An 18,538-nucleotide genomic window follows, 5' to 3' on the forward strand; every position below is an offset into this window, starting at 1 on the left:
ACATCATCGACGGCCGGGTCGATCACGCGGTGTTGCTGGAGTTGTTTACCGACCAAGGGGTTGGCACCTTATTGCTGCGCCGCTAAGCCGGATTGCAGATACGGCGCGAAGCTTTGCCGCAAACTCTTGACTTTGGCGCTGTTGCAAAGCTCGTTGCCCAAACTGGACTGACGGCAACGAATATCCAGGAATATCTGTCTGACCTTGCCCTGCTCGAGCAAGGAAGCCGACAGGCTCAAATCGTCGTCCTGTTGCGGCGCGGCCCGCATGATCAATTTTTCGGTCTCCACATCGGGCCCGGTGCTGGAATTGGCCGCGACAAACTCGCCGGCCAGTTTCCAGGCTTTTTGGCATTGTTCGGCGTCCTGGCAAACAAACAATCCCAATTCGTTGCCGGCGTTGCTGGCGGCCAGAGAAGAATTGGCGGCCTTGGCGTCGGCATTGGCCTGGGTCAGAAACTGGAAACGCGCCATGTCGGCCCGAAAGGCTTTTTCGGTATTTTGGCGCTCGCTATGGTGATCGGCCAACTCCTGATTGGACTGGCCGATTTGCTGCTTGGTCGCGGCAATCTCGTCGAGCAGTTTGCCGGGCACTTTCTGGCCGTTGCGTTCGTGTTCGGCGGCTTGCTGTTCCTGCTTCAGCAACTGGCTCTGCAATCGCTCGATATTACCTTCAATGACCTTACGTTTGGCGTCGAAGCTAGCCAATTTGTTGCCTAGGGCCTTTTCCATGTCGTCCAGGCTGCGAAACGTGCTGAGCAGCACCTTGTCGTTGGCGGCCTGCTTGGCGACGATTTTTTCCTGTTCCTTGCGCAACGCGTCCAGACGCTTTTGCTGGGCCAATTCCTCGGCGGTCTTGGCCTTTTCGACGGTCTCGACGATCCGGGCTTTCTCGGTCAGGGTTTCCCGCTTGTGCTGGACTTGGTCCGGCGGCACTTGGTCGGAAAAATAGACATTGCCGTTTTCATCGACCCAACGATACATCTTCTTGGCCTGAACCGATGGACCGACCAGCAATAATGCCGCGAGCGCGACCAACGTGGTGGTTTTCAACGTGCCGCGCATCGCCGCCCGCCTCGTCAGCCCAAAATCGCGATCAATTGATGCAACGGCGGCAATACCATCATCTTAGCCAGTTGCAGCAACACTAGCGCGGCCAACGGCGAAAGGTCTATGCCGCCTAAATCGGGTATCACCCGCCGGCAGACGTTCAGCAAGGGCTCGGTCAAGCTGTAAAGTATCGACGACGCACCGCTATAGTTGCCGGGCGCGAACCAGCTCAGAATCGCCGCCGCGAAAATCGCGTACACGAAAATATCGAGGATCATTTTCAGCAGATCGGCGAACGACAGCAAGGCTAGCGCGACAAAACCGACCGACAAGTCCTTGACCGCCAAAATCGCAAAGTTCGCCAACATTTGCAACAGCAAGGCCAGCACTAGCGACGAACTGTCGATGCGGCCGAATGCCGGTATGAAGCGGCGCATCACCCGCAACGGCGGATGGGTGACTTTCACCAGAAACTGCGAGACCGGATTGTAAAAATCCGCCTGCGTCCACTGCAGCAAAAACCGCAACATCACCGCCAGGATGTACAGCGAAAACAGCGTGTCGATCAGGAATACCACCGGATCGGTCATGTAATTGCTTCCCATCAATCGGCTCCCAATTGTTTGGCCATTTCAACCGATCTATCCCGCGCCGCGTGCAAAGCCTTGGACACCAGCGCCTCGAAGCCTCCCTGCTGGAAGGTTTCGACGGCGCGCTGCGTGGTGCCACCGGGCGAGGTCACCCTGGCCCGCAACTGGGCCGGCGAATCGGCCGATTCCAGAGCAATCTTCGCCGCGCCGAGCGCGGTTTGCTGAATCAGCAGGCGGGCGCTGCGTTCGTCCAGGCCCATTTGCAACGCGGCGGCTTCCATCGCTTCCATCAACAGGAAGAAATAGGCTGGACCGCTGCCGGATACCGCGGTGACCGTGTCCAATTCGGCTTCGTCATCCACCCACAACGTCAGCCCAACCGCTCGCAGGATGTTCTCGGCCAAGTCTTTTTGTTCGTCGTTGACATTGGCGTTGGCGTGCAATGCGGTGGCGCCGGTCAAAACCAAGGCCGGCGTGTTGGGCATACAGCGCACGATCGCCGTGTCGCCGCCCAGCCATAACGCCAAGCTCCGCTGTCCGATACCGGCGGCGATCGAAACCATCAACCCATGCTTGTGTTTCAGTAGTGGCGCGATTTCCAGCGCCACCTCACGCAATACTTGCGGCTTGATCGCCAACACGACGACCTCGGCTTCGTTAACGACGGTCGCGTTATCGCGGGCGGTATTCACGTGCAGTTGATCGGCGTGAGCGTTCAACAGCTCAGCCGAAGTGTCCGATACCCAGATCTGCCGGGGCGAATGGCCGCTGGCGATCAGGCCGCGGATCAAACTGGTCGCCATGTTGCCGCCGCCGATAAAACCGATTGTTTTCGTTTTCATAGATAGTTGACTGAATTAAACGTTTATTCGACTTCGTCGAACCCCAATTATTCTACATGACTATGATGGCGCGACGGAAAAACTCAAGTCCCTCGGCCGCAAACCGCAGATCAAAAGCACCGCCGCATACACTGCGATCGCCCCGCCGACCGCCGCGCCGAGTTGCAGGCCGCGCTGGCCGGCGCCCCAGCTGAACCAGACTTCCGGCTGGACAAAGTAAATCAAAAAGCCCGACATCGTCGCGGACGCGATCACAATCCTAGCCGCGAACGCCAACCAGCCCGGCCGCGGCCGATAGGTGCCGTTCCGCAATAAGGCGTTCAGCAACAGCCCGGCATTCAGATAGGCGGCGAGCGTGGCGGCCAGCGCCACCCCGGCGTGTGCTAAAAACGGCACCAACAACAGATTCAACACCCCGTTCGCGGCGACGGCACTCATCCCGAAGCGCACTGGCGATCGGGTATCCAGGCGAGCGGTAAAGCCCGGAACCAGGATTTTGATCAGCATCAAAGCCAGCAAACCCAGTGCGTAGGCGGCTAGGCTTCTGCCCGTCATATGCACATCTTCGACGCCGAACTCATGGTATTGAAACAATGTGGATAATAGCGGCTCGGCCAATTGGGTCAATCCCAGGGTGGCCGGCACGCCGATCAGCACCACCAGCTTTAACCCCCAATCCAGAGCCGCCGAAAATGCGGCACGGTCGGCGGCGATATGGTTTTTCGATAGATTCGGTAAAATCACCGTCGACAACGCGACGCCGAGAATGCCGAGCGGGAACTCTACCAGACGGTCGGAATAATACAGCCAGGACACGCTACCGGCCGCCAGAAAGGAGGCGATCAACGTACCAACCAGCATGTTGATCTGGACCACCGAGACGCCGAAAATGGCCGGCAACATCAGCTTGACGACGCGCTGTACGCCCGGATCGCGGTAAGCCCAGCGCGGCCTCGGCATCAAACCAATCCGCCAAAGCGACGGAATTTGAAACAACAGCTGCATAATCCCCGCCGCGAATACGCCCCAAGCCAATGCGGTGATCGGCCGCTCCAGATGGGGAGCCAGCCAGACCGCCGCCGCGATCATCACCAGATTCAAGATGACCGGCGTCAGTGCCGGGACCGCGAATCGGCCCTCCGCGTTCAGGATTGCCCCGGCGAACGCTACCAGCGAGATGAAAAACAGATACGGCAATGTGATTCTGAGCATCTCCGCCGCCGGCACGAAATGAGCGTGATCGGCGACGAATCCCGGCGCCACCAAGAGTATCAGCAAGGGCGCGGCCATCGTGCCCAACAACGTCATTAAAAACAACAACCCCGCCAGCGTACCGAAGGTACGATCGATGAAGCCTCGCAACGCGGAACGTTCGCCTTGCCCGCTATATTCGGCAAGTACCGGTACGAAGGCATGGGCGAACGCACCCTCGGCAAACAAACGCCGCAATAAATTCGGAATCCGAAACGCCACGAAGAAGGCATCGGTATCGGCGTTGACGCCAAACAGGTTTGCGACCAACATGTCCCGGATAAAGCCCATGACTCGCGATATCATCGTCATGCTGCCGACTATCGCCGTCGACTTGTATAATTGCTTGCTCACTGCGTATCCTGTCGCCGGTCCGGAGTCAATTAAAAGTTGACAATCATAGCATCCAAAAAGATAATGCGCGGTTCCTAACCAACCCAACGACTTGATACCCCTATGGCTAATTCACCACAAGCTAAAAAGAGAGCGCGTCAGGCAGAGGAAAGCCGTATTCGCAATGCCGGACAACGCAGCAATCTCCGCACGTTCATCAAAAAAGTTATCGCCGCCGTCAAGGCCGGTGACAAAGAACAAGCGCAAGCGGCCTTCAGATCGGCCGTGCCGGTGATCGATTCCGCGGTCAATAAAGGCTTGATCCATAAAAACAAAGCCGCCCGCAGCAAAAGCAGATTGAACGATAAACTGCGCGCGATGGCTTAATACGGCCCCGCCGACCGAACCCAAGGCCGAAGCCCGAAACGCTTCGGCCTTTTTTATGCGCGGGGGTTTCTTCACGAGCTGGGCGTACAGAACTTATGCATTGGTATTCATTCAAAAGACCGCCGCCAAGCTTCGCCGACCGCCAGCCAAAACCCGACGGCTTGCGGTCGGCGGGCAAACTGCTAATCTGATCCATCAATGTCGATTCATCCGAGGCAAACACGATGAACAATCCGACCCGACTACGCTGGGGAATCCTCGGCGCCGCACGCATCAACGAACGTCTGCTGCCGGCCATCGTCGAAGCCGACAACGCCGAATTGGTGGCGATCGCCAGCCGCCGCCCCGGCGCCGGCGCCGAAACGCTAGCCAAATACGCGCCAAAGCCGACCGGAGCACAGTGTTACGACAATCTCGATGCCCTACTTAAAGACGACGACGTGCAAGCGGTGTATTTGCCGATGGCGAATCAAGAACACGCCGAATGGGCTCTGCGGGCTATCGAACACCGCAAGCACGTATTATGCGAAAAACCGATGGCGCTGACGATTGCCGATATCGATGCCATCGAAATTGCCGCGCGCCGCTACAATGTCAAAGTCATGGAAGGCTTTATGTACCGTTTCCATCCGCAGCATCAGCGGGTTCTTGAATTGATAAACGCCGGTTTGATCGGCGAGATCCGCTCGGTCAGGGCCAGTTACTCGTTCATGATGAGACCGGCCCGCCTTTATCGGCTGGCCGACGACACCGCGCACGGTGGCGGAGCGATGTGGGATATCGGCTGCTACGCAATTCACAGCCTCCGGCTGTTTTTCCGGCAAGCGCCACTGGCGGTCAGCGCCGTTTCCAAATACGTCGAAAGCGGCGCCGACAGTGTCACTAGCGGCATTGTCGATTTCGGCGACGGCCGCTACGGTCACTTCGATTTCAGCTTCGAGCGGGCTCGTCGTTGCGAATACGAAATCATCGGCACCCATGGCGGCATCAAATGCCACGTCGTCTGGCAGCTGCCGGGCGACGTGCCGGTGATTTCCTGGTGGACCGAAGACGGCCGTCAAGCCGAAGAGCGTTTACCTTACAGCAACCATTTCCGGCTGGAAATCGAACATTTTTCAGATTGCGTGCTAAATAACCGCGACCCGGCATTGTCGCTGGACGACGCCCGCGCCAATTGCCGCATCATCGTCGCCGCGCTGCAAGCCGCCGCCGAAGGTCGAACCGTTAAAATTTAGCCTACGGTTTACCGGCGCGTCATCATCCGGCTCATTTGCCTCCGACGACGCGGTAACCCTTGCAGGCCGACACGTCGAGACAAACGATTCCGTAAACGGACTTAGGGAATAGGCAATGCTGTCTGCCCTTGGAAAGGCCGGACTCGTTCGCCGTGAAAATCAGGGCCAGCTCAAACATTCGCCACCTGATCCAACCCACTTACCCGCGGTAGCGTAGAATGCCCCGCCAATTTGACTAGGAGACTAAGCGCCATGCCGATAAATTCGATTTCCGCGCAGCTGGACATGCAACGGATAGTCTCGCTGAACGAACACATCAAGGAAATCTTGCGGATTTCTTCCGCGTCTTATCTGGTTGCCATCAATTCAATGCTGATCTCGAAAGCCTCCGGCCAGCGTCTACTGGGTTTCGGTGTGGTCAGTTCGGAACTAAGACAGTTCAGTCGAAAGCTGGAAACCGCGATGATTCAGCTCAGCCAGTTAACTTATGCGATGTCCAAAAAAGCCGCCATCTTTAAAAAACTCAGCCGCGAGCGTCATCTGTTGATGACGACGTTAACCAAAAGTCCGCGCGGCGAACAGACGATGAAACTCCCGCTGCAAAACAAATCGGCGGCCTTGCTGTCGGTAACCGACGAGTTTGCGGAAGACATCGAAAAACTAAACCGCTATTCAAAGCGCACGTTACAACTGTGCAAGGCCGGCAACGCCTTGGCGAGGTCGGCCAAAATCGAAGCCGCGCACGGTGGTGATATGCGTCAAGTATTGAACGAAATCGCCGAACAAATCGAGAAAACGGTGCTCAACATCATTTCGCTATTGACGACCTTACGGGCTTCGCTGGAGCACTGAACTCATGAAAAAACTCGAATTTATCTACGAACACGGTCCCCACAAATGGGTCGCCATCGCCCGCGATCCAACCAAGGCCAGCTACTTGATCGATACCAACGAATACCTGATCCTCAACGGCGAGCAGGCGATACTCACCGATCCCGGCGGCATGGAGATTTTTCCCGACGTGTTTTCGGCGATCGATACCGAATTCAACCCCAACCAAATCGTAGGCCTGTTTGCATCCCACCAAGACCCGGATATCATTTCCTCGCTAGCACTATGGCTGGAATTCAACCCCAAACTAAAATGTTATCTGAGCCGGCTGTGGACTAGCTTCGTCCCTCATTTCGGCGGCAATGCCGATACGTTTATCGCGCTACCCGACGACGGTACAACCTTTCTGTTAGGCAACCTCGAACTGGAAGCAATCCCTGCGCACTACCTGCATTCCTCGGGCAACTTTCAACTCTACGACCGCAAAGCGAGCATACTGTTCTCCGGCGATGTCGGGGCAGCCTTGTTGCCGAGCGCGAACGCAGGGCTGTTCGTCGAAGACTTCGATAGCCACATCCAATACGCCGAAGGCTTTCATAGGCGCTGGATGGGTTCTGAGTCGGCCAAGCTGGACTGGTGCGAACGCGTCAGCCGCCTCAAGATCGACATGCTTTGCCCGCAACACGGCGCCATTTATCGCGGTAACGATGTCGAACGCTTTATCAACTGGCTGGCCGAATTGAAAATCGGCACCGGTATCGCCAGTCAGCGGACTTAGCTTGACTACTCCAACGACGACAGATGACCAGCCGCCTGGTCCGAGCCTGTCCACCTAACCACCAACATTGACCGCCACCCTGCTCGACGCCCGTAGCCGCTATCGCCTTGCGAGGCGATGCGGACCGGCGCAAAGCAACGCGCAAGCGTCGGCGTCGCGATGCGATCGGCTATAATGGCTATTCCGTTGTGGTTTTCAAAAATGTATGAACACTCTTGTTTTGGTTGCCGGCGCCTTGCTACTGGTCGGTTTGAACGGTTTTTTCGTGGCCGTCGAATTCAGCTTGGTGAAATTACGGCAAACCCGTATCAAAGCCATCGAACAAACCCACGGCTGGCGCGGCCGAATTCTCGCCAAAGTTCATAGAAAACTCGACACCTATCTATCCGCCTGCCAACTCGGCATCACCCTCGCCTCGCTGGGCTTGGGTTGGATCGGAGAACCGGCCTTCGCCGACTTATTGAAACCAATGTTTGCCGAAATGGGCGTTACCTCCGCCGAAATTATCCACAATGTGTCGTTTGCGATTGCCTTCTGCACTATTTCGTTTCTGCACATTGTCGTCGGCGAACAAGCCCCCAAATCGCTGGCGATTCGCAACCCCGAAGGCATTGGGTTGTGGAGTGCCGGACCGCTCTACGCCTTTTACTGGATCATGTATCCGGCAATCTGGTTGCTGAACGCCAGTTCTAATCTGGTGCTGCATCTGGCCGGCTTGTGCAGCGAAGGCCATCACGACAGCCATTATTCGACCGACGAAATTAAATTGATTCTGCGCTCCAGCAGCGCCGGCGGCGGCTTCACCAAGGACGAGCGCAACGTACTGGCGAAATCGCTGGATTTCGGAAAGCTAGAAGTCTCGGATTTGATGCGCCCGATCCACGAAGTGAAAGCGCTATACCGTGGTCAACCCACCGAGGAAATCCTGCAGACCATTTGCGACAGCGGCTACAGCCGCTATCCCTATTTCGACAACAATCGGATCGACCTGCTCGGCTTGGTGCATTTGAAGGATTTGTTTTTGGCCCAACAGCAAGGTCAGCCGCTGGACGACTTGCAGGCCTATCTCAGACCAATCCAGCACATTTCCGCGCACCTACCGGCGTTGGAGTTGTTCCGGCGCTTTACCAAGGGCGCGCCGCACTTGGCGGTGGTCGGCCAGAAAGGCCAAAAACCGGAAGGCTACATTACGTTGGACAATCTGCTGTCGGCCTTGGTTGGCGAGATTCGCGACGAATTTGCCCGCTCGCAAAGCGACTGGACCCGCCTGGAAGACGGCGGTTTGCTAGGCAAGGGCAGCCTGCCGATCTTCTCGCTGGAGCGGATACTGGGCGTCGACGTCGAAAACGAAGAACTGGATTTGGACGACGTCGATTCGGTGGGCGGCATGATCCTGGCACAACTGCAGGACATTCCCGATGTCGGCGAACGCATCGCCTTCAACCGCTTCGACATCGTCGTTAAGGAGATGAACGGACCGCGCATCGAATGGGTGTTGGTCTATCCCAAGGACTAAAAAGCGGGCGCGCGACCTCAGCGGCACTCCGGCAGTAAGGAACTGCGCCAATACTGACCTTCTTTCTCGAACAAGCGCTTGGCGTCGTCGGGCCCCCAGGAACCGGCCGAATAGGTGGCAATGTAATCGCGCTCTATCGCCCAGGTTTGCAAGATCGGATCAACGATGCGCCAAGCGTATTCGACTTCGTCGAATCGCAGGAACAGCGAACGGTCGCCCTTCATCACATCCAATAGTAAATCTTCGTAAGCATCGACCCGCCGCTCGTCGGGATGACGGAAACTGGCATCCAAACTGGTAGTGCGGGTCCGCATTTCCAGTCCCGGTTCCTTGACGGTCATCTCGATGCGTATGCATTCGTCCGGCTGGATGCCCATCAATACCCAATTCGGCGTCATGCAATGCACGTGGGTATCGCGGAAGAATTGCAGCGGCGGATGACGAAAGCAAATCGCGATCGACGACTGACCCTTGGCCATGCGCTTGCCGGTCCGTAAATAAAACGGCACGCCGCGCCAACGCCAGTTATCGATCAACAACTTGATCGCCGCGTAGGTTTCGGTGCTGCTGTCCGCCGGAATATTGGCCTCTTCCAAATATCCCGGCACTTTCTGGCCGCCGATATTGCCCCTGGCATATTGACCTCGAAAGGTATGAGCATGCACCGCCGACTTGGGAATCGGCCGAATCGATTTCAACACCTTGACCTTTTCGTCTCGTAGCGACTCGGCGTCCATCGAAACCGGCGGCTCCATCGCCACCAGCGTCAGCAACTGCAATAAGTGGCTTTGCAACATGTCGCGCAACGCCCCAGCGCTATCGTAGTATTCACCGCGACTACCGATACCCAAATCCTCGGCATGGGTAATCTGAATGTGATCGATGTAATTGCGGTTCCATAAAGGTTCCAGCATCACGTTGGCGAAGCGGAACACCAATACGTTCTGCACCATGCCCTTACCGAGGTAATGATCGATTCGGTAGATTTGATCCTCGCTCAAATAACGACTCAAGCGCTTTTGCAAGGCCTGGGCGCTTTCCAAATCGTAGCCGAACGGTTTTTCGATGATCACCCGCCGCCAGCCGTCGTCTTCGCTCAACAGCCCCACCCGACTCAAGGCCTCAATGACGTTACCGAAGTCGCCGGGACTAATCGCCAAATAAAACGCAATATTTTTAGAAAATTGGGGCTGGCCTTGTAAGACCTCGGCCAGCGACTGATAGCAAGCAGGATCATCCATGTCGCCGCGATGGTAGTCCAGGCGCTCGGCGAACCTGGCAAACACCGAGTCATCCAAGTCGTCCGGCACCCGCTCGCGCAACATCGCCTTCACTTCGGCCAACCAGGTCGCCCTATCCCAGCCCCGCCGACCGACCGCGACAATCCGACAACCATCCGGCAACTTGTTCTCCAGCTCCAGATGGTAAAAGCCCGGCATCAATTTCAACCGCGCCAGATTCCCGGTCGCTCCAAAGATTACATACGTGCAAGGTTCTGTCGTCATCGCCCACGCTCCTGGCCGCTTGATTTGGTCTGACGGTCAGTGTGCCCGATTTCGCCGAACGCGTCGAGTCGCGCGCCAAATCAAACGCCATGCGCCTCCTTTCGTTTCGCCAACTCGCTTAAGCACCGGCGGTACTCGACGCCGAGTCTTTTTAGCCCGGCCGACCATCGGCGATTCCAACCCGCCGTTCCCACCAACCGGAACAGCTCAAACGACCCGGCCGGAGTACAAATCTAGGTCAGCTATGCACTGGGCCGCAACGCCCTAGGACCAGCAAGAACGTAAAAACCTCAGGTCTTTTACAACTGCAGCAACCCCCCTCACGTTTTCTTCATTCGAACTAGGATAAAGAAACCTGTCGACTTTCGCGCAAACCTAGCCGACGATAACCAACCAATCGGTCAAATAGGTCATTTTCAGCGCCATCGAAAGCCGCAAGACATCGAACATCTCGCGCGACCGCCGAATTTTGAGCCGGCCGTTGATGCGTATTTGTCGCAAATCATCATCCTTAAAATACACTGTACCGGCGTGATAGCGGTTAATTTGCCGCATCACGTTTTCCAGGGTTTCGTTTTCGTAAACCAGATAGCCGCCGATCCACGACGTGGACAGGGCGGAGTTCATCGTTTGCGGCTGGCCGATGGCGTTATCGTAAACCGTGACGGCTTCCCGGTCGCGCAATACCAGCGCCTCCTTCCAACGCCGGGGTTCCGATACCTCCACCCGGCCGGACAACACGCTGATTCTGTCGCCGTCGGTTTGGCGATCGACGAAGAAATGCGTCCCCAACACGCGCGTCGTCGAACGGTCGGCCCGCACGATAAACGGCCGATTCGGGTCGGGTTTGACGTCAAAATAAGCTTCGCCTTGCAGCAGTTCAACCATGCGTTGTTCGCCGGCTATCTCAACTGCTATGGCGCTACCCGTATTCAACATCACCGTTGAACCGTCGGCGAGTTTCACGGTTTTACGTTCGCCCAATGCCGAGCTGTAATCGGCTTTCAAGGCCACGCGCAGCGGTCTCGCCACCCCCACGGCCAACACCACCAACGCGGCAACCAATACAGGATACCGCCAAGCCTCAATGTAACGTTTTTTTTTGAGACTCGGCGCGATACCGTGTTTTTTGGCATTGCCGATCAAGCAGTGTAAAAAATCAGGGTCCCCCCACAGCAAACAAATTTCGTAAAACGCGCTACGATGCGTTTCGGCCTGTTCCAACCATTCCAGAAACAATGTTTCGTCTTGCCCGCTGACGTTATCGGCGCGCAACCGAACGAACCAAGCGACGGCCTGTTCGTCTATGCCATCTTCAATTTCGGATTCCAAGGCACTGTACTCATCGGATAAAAAAACCGTAAGGTCCAACGGGATTTTACACCCAGCTCAACCTTACCCCAAACGGGTCTCAACGGACGTCAAAGCTTTAATTTAAATTACATTTTAACGAATCGGGCTTGCCGCCGCCGAGTTTTGTCCCGCTGCCGGTACCGGATTAAACAGCAAGGTGTGCTCCGGTCTGCCGACTGTCAGGGCCAGCGGCAAGCCCGCCAACCAATAAGGTTGTTGATCGCGGTAATACGGCGATAACGGATGCCCGGATTGGCCGCCGGGCATATGCAAAATCGCCTCCTGAAAATGGTTGGGCGACACGATCAAACGCTCGCTGGCACCGAAGTCAGGTCCGGTGACCCTGACGCAATAGCCGCCGCAACCGGCCAGAGGCTGGCGCGGCATATCCAACAAATCCGCCAATGCGGAAACGGCCTTGGAAAACGGATGGGCGTGACCGACTACGTTTTGCCGCCCCCAAGTCAGTTCCATCAGCGGCAGACCGGGAAAACGGCTCGCAACGGCGGCGGCACTGGCCTCCAGGCGCGCCAACAGAAACGCCTCCCAACTCCGCGCGCCGGGATCGGGCAACAAAACCGCCGGGCGGGCATTCAGCAGCGCTTGCAGCGGCGTGTCGACATAACTCCATGCGTAAACAAAACTCGGATCCGCCTGCTTACAGGCGCTCAAAAACGGCGTAAATACGGTGTCGATCAATTGCTTGCGAAACTCGATCAACACCGGCAAGCCCAAACTGCCGGTATCGGCCCGACCGTTCCAGCTCAACAAATAGTCTCTCAATCCTGATAAGGCCGGTCTTTGCGCCAGAACCTCGGGCGTCAACAATTGCAGCGCCAGCTGTTGGTAGTAGGCGTAAAACTCGGTGTCGGTATCTTGTTGCAGATTAAACAGCGTCCATTCGCTAGGCTGAGTCATCTGAGCCAAACGCTGATTAATTCGGTAGGCACGAAAACCCGGTGCAAATTGATGACCGACAGGAACCGGAAAATCCGCGGCAAAACGCCGTTCGTTAGCGCTCAGTAAATAGCCTTCCGGCGGGTCAATGACCCTGGGCATCTCCCCAGGTGCCAAGTAGCCGCGCCAGCCGGTTTGAGCATCCGCCCAGGAACGGCTGACCGCGCCATCACCGCCAAAGCGGCGCGGAATCTTACCGGTGACGGTCCAGGCGATATGGCCTACATCGTCGGCCAACAGCACATTCAACTGGGGACCGCCGCCGCGGTTGGCGATATCCAGAGCCTGACTCAGCGTTTCGCTCTGCTCCAACGCCATGATCTCCAGATTGACCGCATCCGCATCCAATGCCGCCCAATGAATCGCGACCGACCGACCCAACAAATCCTGCCGGGCCACCGGGCCCCAAATCGTTTCCCTAACCGTCACGATCTTAGACTCGCCGCCCTTGACGGAAATTGTCTCGCGGCGTTCGCCGAAAGTCCGCCACTCCGCGCCAACCCTGTATTGGTCGGCATCGTCCGGATTGATTTCCAGCCGGACCAGGTCCAGAAAATCACCGGCCAGATTCGTCATGCCCCAAGCCACGTGGCGATTACTGCCAACCACCAGAATTGGCGTACCCGGCAAGTTCAATCCGGCCGCCCGCACTTTGGGATAATCGAGCTCCACCCGGTACCAAATATTGGGCACGCTGATACCCAGATGCATATCGTTGGCGAGAATCGCCCGGCCGTCGACGGTCTTGGCGCCGGCCACCGCCCAGGCGTTGGAACCGGCCAGGGTTTCGGCCGGCGCCGCCGCCAACGACCCGGTTGCTGCGTCGCGGCGGGCCAGCAGCGTTTGCAGCGCCGCAACCGGCACCTGCCTCGGAGGACGTAGCGACAGAGTATGACGCATTAGGCTATCGGTATAGCGATCGCTATCCGGCGTTAAAAATTCCACAACGTCGACGGGCAAGGTTTGCGCCATAACGCTGAGCATGCGTTCGCCGCTCTCTACCCTGGCCGTCAGATTTTCGAACATTCCCAATACAATCAATAGGCTGTGCTCCGGCTTCCAGGGCTCCGGCCGATAACTCAATACATCGAACTCGAACGGCAAAACCGGATTTTGCGTCAAATAACTATTGACGCCGTCGGCGTAAGCTTCCAGATAGTCGCGATGCGCCTGGGGCAGCTTGGTCAATACTCGCCGAGCCAGATCCGAAAATCCGTAGGTTCTAGCCTGAATGTCGCTGGGCAATGCCATAGCGCCAAAGACTTCCGCCAATAGGCCGGCATTTTTACGACGCATCAAATCCATTTGAAACAAGCGATCGCGCGCGGTGAGATACCCTAACACTCGCGCCGCGTCGACGCGGCTATCGGCGCTGATGAGCGGTATGCCGTGGCGATCGGTGACTATGCTTGCCGGCGCGACAAGCCCCGGCAAGCGCCGCTCCCCATCCAAGTCCGGCAGCGAGCGCGCCAACCACCAATACCCCAGGCCGGCTGCGACGGTCGCCAGCGCCAATACCGCTGAACCGACGTATAGCCCCCATTTGGTAACTCGCCTCATCGAATTCCCCCGTCGCTCGACGCCAATGCCTCGATAGAGGCCCCCGTCTCCGCCCCAGCCGTTTGCCGGTAGGCCTGCGGATATTCGATTGCGGTAATTCGCCCTTCTTCGAGTTTGATGCAGCGGTCGGCCAGATGAAAATATTTATCGTCGTGAGTAATTGCCAATACCGTCTTGCCTCTAGCCTTCAGCGCCGGCAATAATTCAGCGTAAAACACTTGTTTGAATTCGGGATCCTGGTCGGCCGCCCATTCGTCGAACACATAAAACGGCCGGTCCTCCAAATACGCCGCCAACAAAGCCAAGCGTTTGCGCTGACCTTGGGACAAGTTCACCGACGAAAAGGCGCCATCGACAATTTCAACCTTGTGACTCAAGTGCAGGCGCGCCAGATAATCGTCGATCAAAGCTTGCCGGTTAGCGACATCCACGCCGTACAACGCGTCGAATAAATAAAAATCGGCGAAGATCGCCGAAAAATTTTGCATGTAGACATCGCGGTTACCGGCGTGAATCACGCTGTCGTTCCAAATGACCGTGCCTTGCTCCGGGTGATACAAACCCAGCAATATCATCGCCAGCGTGGTCTTACCGCTGCCGTTGCCTCCCACCAGAAACACCAGCTCGCCCGGACGGAAATCCAGATCGATAGGCCCTAGCCGAAATTGGCGGTTTTCCTTCTCGCGGTGGAAGGCGTGGGTCACGCCGCGCATCGCCAACCTGTCGAAGTGCGGTCCGTCCGGCTCCGCCAAATCAATTGTTAGCGTCCCAGCCAAGCTATCGTCCAACTGTAAAACCTTGTGTAACGCAACCTTGGCCCGACTGAACGCCGGCAAGCTACTGGTCAAAATCGTCAATGGCGACATCATGAATAAAAACACCAAAATATAGCCACTGATCACCTCCGCGCCGACCGAGCGCCACACCGGAAATCCGTACAAAATGACGCCTATCGTTAGGAAATACAGTAGTTGTGTCCATTGATTGATCGCCAAATAGGCTGCCGCCGCCCGCAAGCTGTCGCGCCGGTACGCTTCGGCGCTAGCTGCCAGCGACCCGGCGACAAAAGCCTCGCTACGATGCCGGTGTAACTTCAATTCGCGTACGCCCTCCGTTAGTGCGCAGAAACCTTGGCTCAAGCGATCGTATTCTTCTCGGGCTCCGCGCACGTAGCGGGTCGGGATGTTCTTGCAAAGCTGAAACGTGGTAATCCCGAATAAAATCACCCCGGCCAAGACTGCGGCCAATTGCCAGGACAACCAACTTAGATAAGCCATGCAACCGGCGACGATCGCGAAGTTGATGCATAAAACCGGAAACAGCTCGCTGGCGCCGGCAATAGTCGTCACGTCCTCGGTCAAATGCCCGAGCAATTGCGCTTTACCGAGCCGCTGTAAGTCGGGATAGGGAGCGCGCAAGATCAGGCGACTGATGTGCAGGCGCAAGTCACGGATTGTCTTGGTACTGAAACGGTTCAGCCAATAATGCGATACAAATCGGCTAGTCAAAACCGTCAACGCCAAACCGACAAACCAGACAGGATCGGCAAAGTCGGTCAAGCCGCCGGCCAGCCGGGTATTGATGAACGCCAGCAGGGCGGCGTTACTCAAACCTGCGACAATGCCCGTCAACATCACGCCGGCCATCGTGACCCAAGACGAACGCCATAAAAACTTCAGCATACTGACCCCATAAATACCGGTTGAGAAAAAGCCAAGGTCGAAAGCTAGCAATTTCCGGCTACGGCTTATATTAGAAGACGCCTATAAAACAAATCCACCCCATCCCGGTGCCGACCGGAATGAGGCATATCCAAGGGGTCACAAAATTAATCTATGTTATATGCCTATTTTTTATTAAGCCATTTCGCGCATTGACGGTCCAACTCCGACGTCGGCGATGGCTAAGCCCTTGATATTGGCTAAACTGTCAGTTGGCGTAAAACCTGCTGCTTGAGGCGGTAGCATAATATCCGGAACCGCCCCACCCCCCAACAGTCAGCCCGGCCCACACTTGGTCGCCGGCACTGCTTGCAATCGCGCGCACCCGGATTTGTCAACGCCGCCAGAGCCGCCCCGGCAATCCAACGCCAGGCAGCCCAACCGATTAGCCAGAGGGAGTTAATATGAATCTCGAGTCCGTATATTTAAATCATCAAACGGAACTACAACAGCACTTGGCGCGCATAGTCGATTGCCCGGAAATCGCCGCAGATTTGGTACAGGAATGTTTCATCATTTTTTCCAGGGAATCGCAAAAACAAGTCATCGAGCATCCGCGCGGCTTTTTATTCCGCACAGCCCGCAATCTGGCTTACGACCACATCAAGCACCGCAAGGTCACCGAGAAACACGTCTACAGCACCGAACCCACGCTGGACATCGCCGAAGAAACCCCCTCGGAAGAACACTTGGCGCTGGTCAACGAAAAGCTGGCGATTTTTTCTAGCATCGTCGACGAACTGCCCGAACGGGCCAAAACAGCATTCGTGCTGAACCGGGTATACGGCATGACCTACGCGGAAATCGCGGTGGAGTTGAACATTTCCGACAGCGCGGTCGAAAAACTGTTAGCCCGAGCGCTGCTCCACTGCCGCAAACAGTTCAAAAATCGCCAAGCCGATTTAAGCAACGACTGAGGAAAATAGCCAGCAAAGTCGTCTTCTCCACGGAATCACTCCGCCTCGATGGTCGAACAAACAGCAGCGCCAATTCGCCGCAGTTACCATCGACTGACGTAGAAGCAATAACCGTTGCCGGTAAAGAACCGAGCCGTTCTAATTAACAAAACTTTTCAGGCAATGGACTTTGCGAGACCTCCTAAAACCAACCGCCTTTTCAACAGAATCCGGAGGGCCCAATGAGCTGGGACGAAGAAGAAGACACCACCACCTACCAAGTCGTCGTCAATCACGAAGAACAATATTCTATCTGGCCTGACTACAAGGAAATCCCCAACGGCTGGCGCGCCGTCGGCCCCAAAGGGCCAAAGCAGGAATGTCTGGATTACATCAAGGAAGTTTGGACCGACATGCGGCCGCTAAGCCTGCGGCAACATATGCGGGAGGCCGGGTTGGAATAAAGAAAAAAGGGCATATGGAGGTGCCCTTTTTCTAAAAACGTCCACTTTTTTGCTTACCTTGTCCGCGCTCCCACCTCTAAAAAGGCAGTTTACTGAGTAACTTAACGGCAATAATCGTCTCCGTTGTAAAGAAAAGTCGTTAATGGCTTACATCATTACCACATCACTATCGATTGGATTTATGCGCATGGAATACCGCAAAAACATTGTCTGGCATCATTCCCAAGTATCACGATCACACCGGGAATCCTTGAACGGACATCGGTCGGTCATTTTGTGGTTTACGGGTTTGTCTGGGGCGGGCAAATCAACCATAGCCCATGCAGTGGAGGCGCAACTTCATCAACGAGGATGCAGTACGTTTGTATTGGATGGTGATAACATCCGACACGGTCTTTCAAAAGATTTAGGTTTTGAAGACTCAGATAGAAAAGAAAACATTCGTCGAATTGCGGAAGTTGCCAAATTAATGCTCGACGCCGGAACCATAACCCTAACGGCTTTCATTTCGCCTTTCAGATTAGAAAGAGAGCTGGCCCGACGTACGGTAGCCGAAGGGGATTTTATAGAAATTTACTGCAACTGCGATTTGACGGTCTGTGAGCAACGAGATGTTAAAGGACTCTATCGAAAAGCAAGACTCGGCGAAATTGCGCACTTCACCGGTATTTCATCCCCCTACGAGCCACCGGAAAACCCGGAGATAGTGATCAATACGGATCAGATGAATATTGAGGAATGTTTAGCCCATATTTTCGATCGCTTGCAAAAAATGGGCATTTTGTCTCCCATTCCAGTCTTACCTAAAGCCTTGAAACGGTCATCGACAAAATGACTAAGGGGAATTACCGATGTACGCTATTGACCCAATCCTCTCAACTTAAGCTAATTCGCCAATAAATTCATTGGGCTACAGTGTGCCAGGTGTTAAAATAAGCTGTAGTTTATTGATAATCAAGGATATTAAAATGTCGACCTCAATACCTTAGTATTTTGGTTGGTTTTATCGGCCATCTCCATTCCGCCGAGCTGCTCGAACAAACCCGTCTTGACGATAACGCCTTTGTCAGAACGCGCAAACTGGCCTTTCCCGTGCTGCTGGTCAGCCTGATTTCCGGCTTCAAAGCCAGCGTTCAAAACGAACTCAACGCTTTTTTTGCCCATCTCGCCGATCAGGCGGATTTGACCCGTCATGTCAGCGCGCAAGCCTTTTCCAAGGCGCGCCACAAGTTCTCGCATTTGGCGTTTTCCAGTAAGCGATCTTTGAAGG

At 55.7% G+C, this 18,538-nt stretch carries 17 protein-coding genes; 8 read left to right on the top strand and 9 right to left on the bottom strand.

The features are described 5' to 3' along the window. Nucleotides 1–68 precede the first annotated feature (68 nt). From A1355_RS04100 to murJ, 4 genes are read right to left on the bottom strand one after another with little or no spacing between them, the layout of a single operon-like run. Nucleotides 69–1,064 (bottom strand): DUF4124 domain-containing protein, encoded by a 996-nt coding sequence (locus A1355_RS04100; RefSeq protein ID WP_064025270.1) that lies wholly within the window; start codon nucleotides 1,062–1,064, stop codon nucleotides 69–71. Nucleotides 1,065–1,078: 14 nt separating this feature from the next. Further along, nucleotides 1,079–1,654: a YggT family protein gene (locus tag A1355_RS04105; RefSeq protein ID WP_064025272.1), complete on the bottom strand. Its 576-nt coding sequence runs from the start codon at nucleotides 1,652–1,654 to the stop codon at nucleotides 1,079–1,081. After that, nucleotides 1,654–2,481 (bottom strand): pyrroline-5-carboxylate reductase, encoded by an 828-nt coding sequence (gene proC, locus A1355_RS04110; RefSeq protein ID WP_064025274.1) that lies wholly within the window; start codon nucleotides 2,479–2,481, stop codon nucleotides 1,654–1,656. Before proC ends, A1355_RS04105 begins: the two co-directional genes overlap by 1 nt. 60 nt (nucleotides 2,482–2,541) lie before the next feature. Further along, the gene (gene murJ, locus A1355_RS04115) at nucleotides 2,542–4,086 is read right to left on the bottom strand and encodes a murein biosynthesis integral membrane protein MurJ (protein WP_064025276.1); all 1,545 of its coding nucleotides are present in this window, start codon (nucleotides 4,084–4,086) and stop codon (nucleotides 2,542–2,544) included. Nucleotides 4,087–4,188: 102 nt separating this feature from the next. Between murJ and rpsT the strand changes: the two genes are divergently transcribed. From rpsT to A1355_RS04140, 5 genes are all read left to right on the top strand, one after another. Continuing rightward, nucleotides 4,189–4,452: a 30S ribosomal protein S20 gene (rpsT, locus tag A1355_RS04120; protein ID WP_064025278.1), complete on the top strand. Its 264-nt coding sequence runs from the start codon at nucleotides 4,189–4,191 to the stop codon at nucleotides 4,450–4,452. A 224-nt stretch (nucleotides 4,453–4,676) separates the two neighbouring features. Further along, a complete protein-coding gene (locus tag A1355_RS04125) occupies nucleotides 4,677–5,687 on the top strand; it encodes a Gfo/Idh/MocA family protein (RefSeq protein WP_064025280.1) in 1,011 nt (336 codons plus the stop codon). Between the two features lie 252 nt (nucleotides 5,688–5,939). Continuing rightward, nucleotides 5,940–6,539, top strand: coding sequence for a hypothetical protein (locus A1355_RS04130; protein WP_064025282.1), 600 nt, complete (start codon nucleotides 5,940–5,942; stop codon nucleotides 6,537–6,539). Between the two features lie 4 nt (nucleotides 6,540–6,543). Next, entirely contained in the window at nucleotides 6,544–7,296 is a 753-nt protein-coding gene (locus A1355_RS04135; RefSeq protein ID WP_064025284.1) for an MBL fold metallo-hydrolase, read from the top strand. 205 nt (nucleotides 7,297–7,501) lie between these two features. Further along, the gene (locus tag A1355_RS04140) at nucleotides 7,502–8,812 is read left to right on the top strand and encodes a hemolysin family protein (protein ID WP_064025286.1); all 1,311 of its coding nucleotides are present in this window, start codon (nucleotides 7,502–7,504) and stop codon (nucleotides 8,810–8,812) included. Between the two features lie 17 nt (nucleotides 8,813–8,829). Here A1355_RS04140 and zwf read toward each other — a convergent pair whose 3' ends face one another. The 4 genes from zwf to A1355_RS04160 form a co-directional block, all read right to left on the bottom strand. Next, nucleotides 8,830–10,317, bottom strand: a complete 1,488-nt coding sequence (gene zwf, locus A1355_RS04145; protein ID WP_064025288.1) for a glucose-6-phosphate dehydrogenase — start codon at nucleotides 10,315–10,317, stop codon at nucleotides 8,830–8,832. A 375-nt stretch (nucleotides 10,318–10,692) separates the two neighbouring features. Next, a complete protein-coding gene (locus tag A1355_RS04150; RefSeq protein ID WP_064025290.1) occupies nucleotides 10,693–11,649 on the bottom strand; it encodes a FecR family protein in 957 nt (318 codons plus the stop codon). Nucleotides 11,650–11,763: 114 nt separating this feature from the next. After that, the gene (locus tag A1355_RS04155; RefSeq protein ID WP_064025292.1) at nucleotides 11,764–14,187 is read right to left on the bottom strand and encodes a penicillin acylase family protein; all 2,424 of its coding nucleotides are present in this window, start codon (nucleotides 14,185–14,187) and stop codon (nucleotides 11,764–11,766) included. After that, complete coding sequence (locus A1355_RS04160; protein WP_064025294.1) at nucleotides 14,184–15,869, bottom strand: cyclic peptide export ABC transporter; 1,686 nt, start codon at nucleotides 15,867–15,869, stop codon at nucleotides 14,184–14,186. The genes A1355_RS04155 and A1355_RS04160 overlap by 4 nt, the downstream gene beginning before the upstream one ends. A gap of 443 nt (nucleotides 15,870–16,312) precedes the next feature. Between A1355_RS04160 and A1355_RS04165 the strand changes: the two genes are divergently transcribed. The 3 genes from A1355_RS04165 to cysC all read left to right on the top strand — a co-directional run bounded on the left by A1355_RS04165 (nucleotide 16,313) and on the right by cysC (nucleotide 18,103). Further along, entirely contained in the window at nucleotides 16,313–16,825 is a 513-nt protein-coding gene (locus A1355_RS04165) for an RNA polymerase sigma factor (protein ID WP_064025296.1), read from the top strand. A 221-nt stretch (nucleotides 16,826–17,046) separates the two neighbouring features. Next, nucleotides 17,047–17,268 carry an MbtH family protein gene (locus A1355_RS04170; protein WP_064025298.1) on the top strand — a complete coding sequence of 74 codons (222 nt, stop codon included), beginning with the start codon at nucleotides 17,047–17,049 and terminating at the stop codon, nucleotides 17,266–17,268. A 142-nt stretch (nucleotides 17,269–17,410) separates the two neighbouring features. Continuing rightward, nucleotides 17,411–18,103, top strand: coding sequence for an adenylyl-sulfate kinase (gene cysC, locus A1355_RS04175; protein WP_231883552.1), 693 nt, complete (start codon nucleotides 17,411–17,413; stop codon nucleotides 18,101–18,103). Nucleotides 18,104–18,231: 128 nt separating this feature from the next. Here cysC and A1355_RS25020 read toward each other — a convergent pair. Next, the coding region (locus tag A1355_RS25020) for a hypothetical protein (protein WP_231883553.1) at nucleotides 18,232–18,538 on the bottom strand (307 nt) is incomplete at its 5' end.

Origin of the sequence: Methylomonas koyamae, assembly GCF_001644025.1 — a bacterium.
Taxonomy (GTDB): domain Bacteria; phylum Pseudomonadota; class Gammaproteobacteria; order Methylococcales; family Methylomonadaceae; genus Methylomonas; species Methylomonas koyamae_A.

What these genes read in the sequence shown, in the direction of transcription:
- A1355_RS04100 (WP_064025270.1), bottom strand. Translation starts at nt 1,064, where the DNA reads ATGCGCGGCACGTTGAAAACCACCACGTTGGTCGCGCTCGCGGCATTA.
- A1355_RS04105 (WP_064025272.1), bottom strand. Translation starts at nt 1,654, where the DNA reads ATGGGAAGCAATTACATGACCGATCCGGTGGTATTCCTGATCGACACG.
- proC (WP_064025274.1), bottom strand. Translation starts at nt 2,481, where the DNA reads ATGAAAACGAAAACAATCGGTTTTATCGGCGGCGGCAACATGGCGACC.
- rpsT (WP_064025278.1), top strand. Translation starts at nt 4,189, where the DNA reads ATGGCTAATTCACCACAAGCTAAAAAGAGAGCGCGTCAGGCAGAGGAA.
- A1355_RS04125 (WP_064025280.1), top strand. Translation starts at nt 4,677, where the DNA reads ATGAACAATCCGACCCGACTACGCTGGGGAATCCTCGGCGCCGCACGC.
- A1355_RS04130 (WP_064025282.1), top strand. Translation starts at nt 5,940, where the DNA reads ATGCCGATAAATTCGATTTCCGCGCAGCTGGACATGCAACGGATAGTC.
- A1355_RS04135 (WP_064025284.1), top strand. Translation starts at nt 6,544, where the DNA reads ATGAAAAAACTCGAATTTATCTACGAACACGGTCCCCACAAATGGGTC.
- A1355_RS04140 (WP_064025286.1), top strand. Translation starts at nt 7,502, where the DNA reads ATGAACACTCTTGTTTTGGTTGCCGGCGCCTTGCTACTGGTCGGTTTG.
- zwf (WP_064025288.1), bottom strand. Translation starts at nt 10,317, where the DNA reads ATGACGACAGAACCTTGCACGTATGTAATCTTTGGAGCGACCGGGAAT.
- A1355_RS04155 (WP_064025292.1), bottom strand. Translation starts at nt 14,187, where the DNA reads ATGAGGCGAGTTACCAAATGGGGGCTATACGTCGGTTCAGCGGTATTG.
- A1355_RS04160 (WP_064025294.1), bottom strand. Translation starts at nt 15,869, where the DNA reads ATGCTGAAGTTTTTATGGCGTTCGTCTTGGGTCACGATGGCCGGCGTG.
- A1355_RS04165 (WP_064025296.1), top strand. Translation starts at nt 16,313, where the DNA reads ATGAATCTCGAGTCCGTATATTTAAATCATCAAACGGAACTACAACAG.
- A1355_RS04170 (WP_064025298.1), top strand. Translation starts at nt 17,047, where the DNA reads ATGAGCTGGGACGAAGAAGAAGACACCACCACCTACCAAGTCGTCGTC.
- cysC (WP_231883552.1), top strand. Translation starts at nt 17,411, where the DNA reads ATGGCTTACATCATTACCACATCACTATCGATTGGATTTATGCGCATG.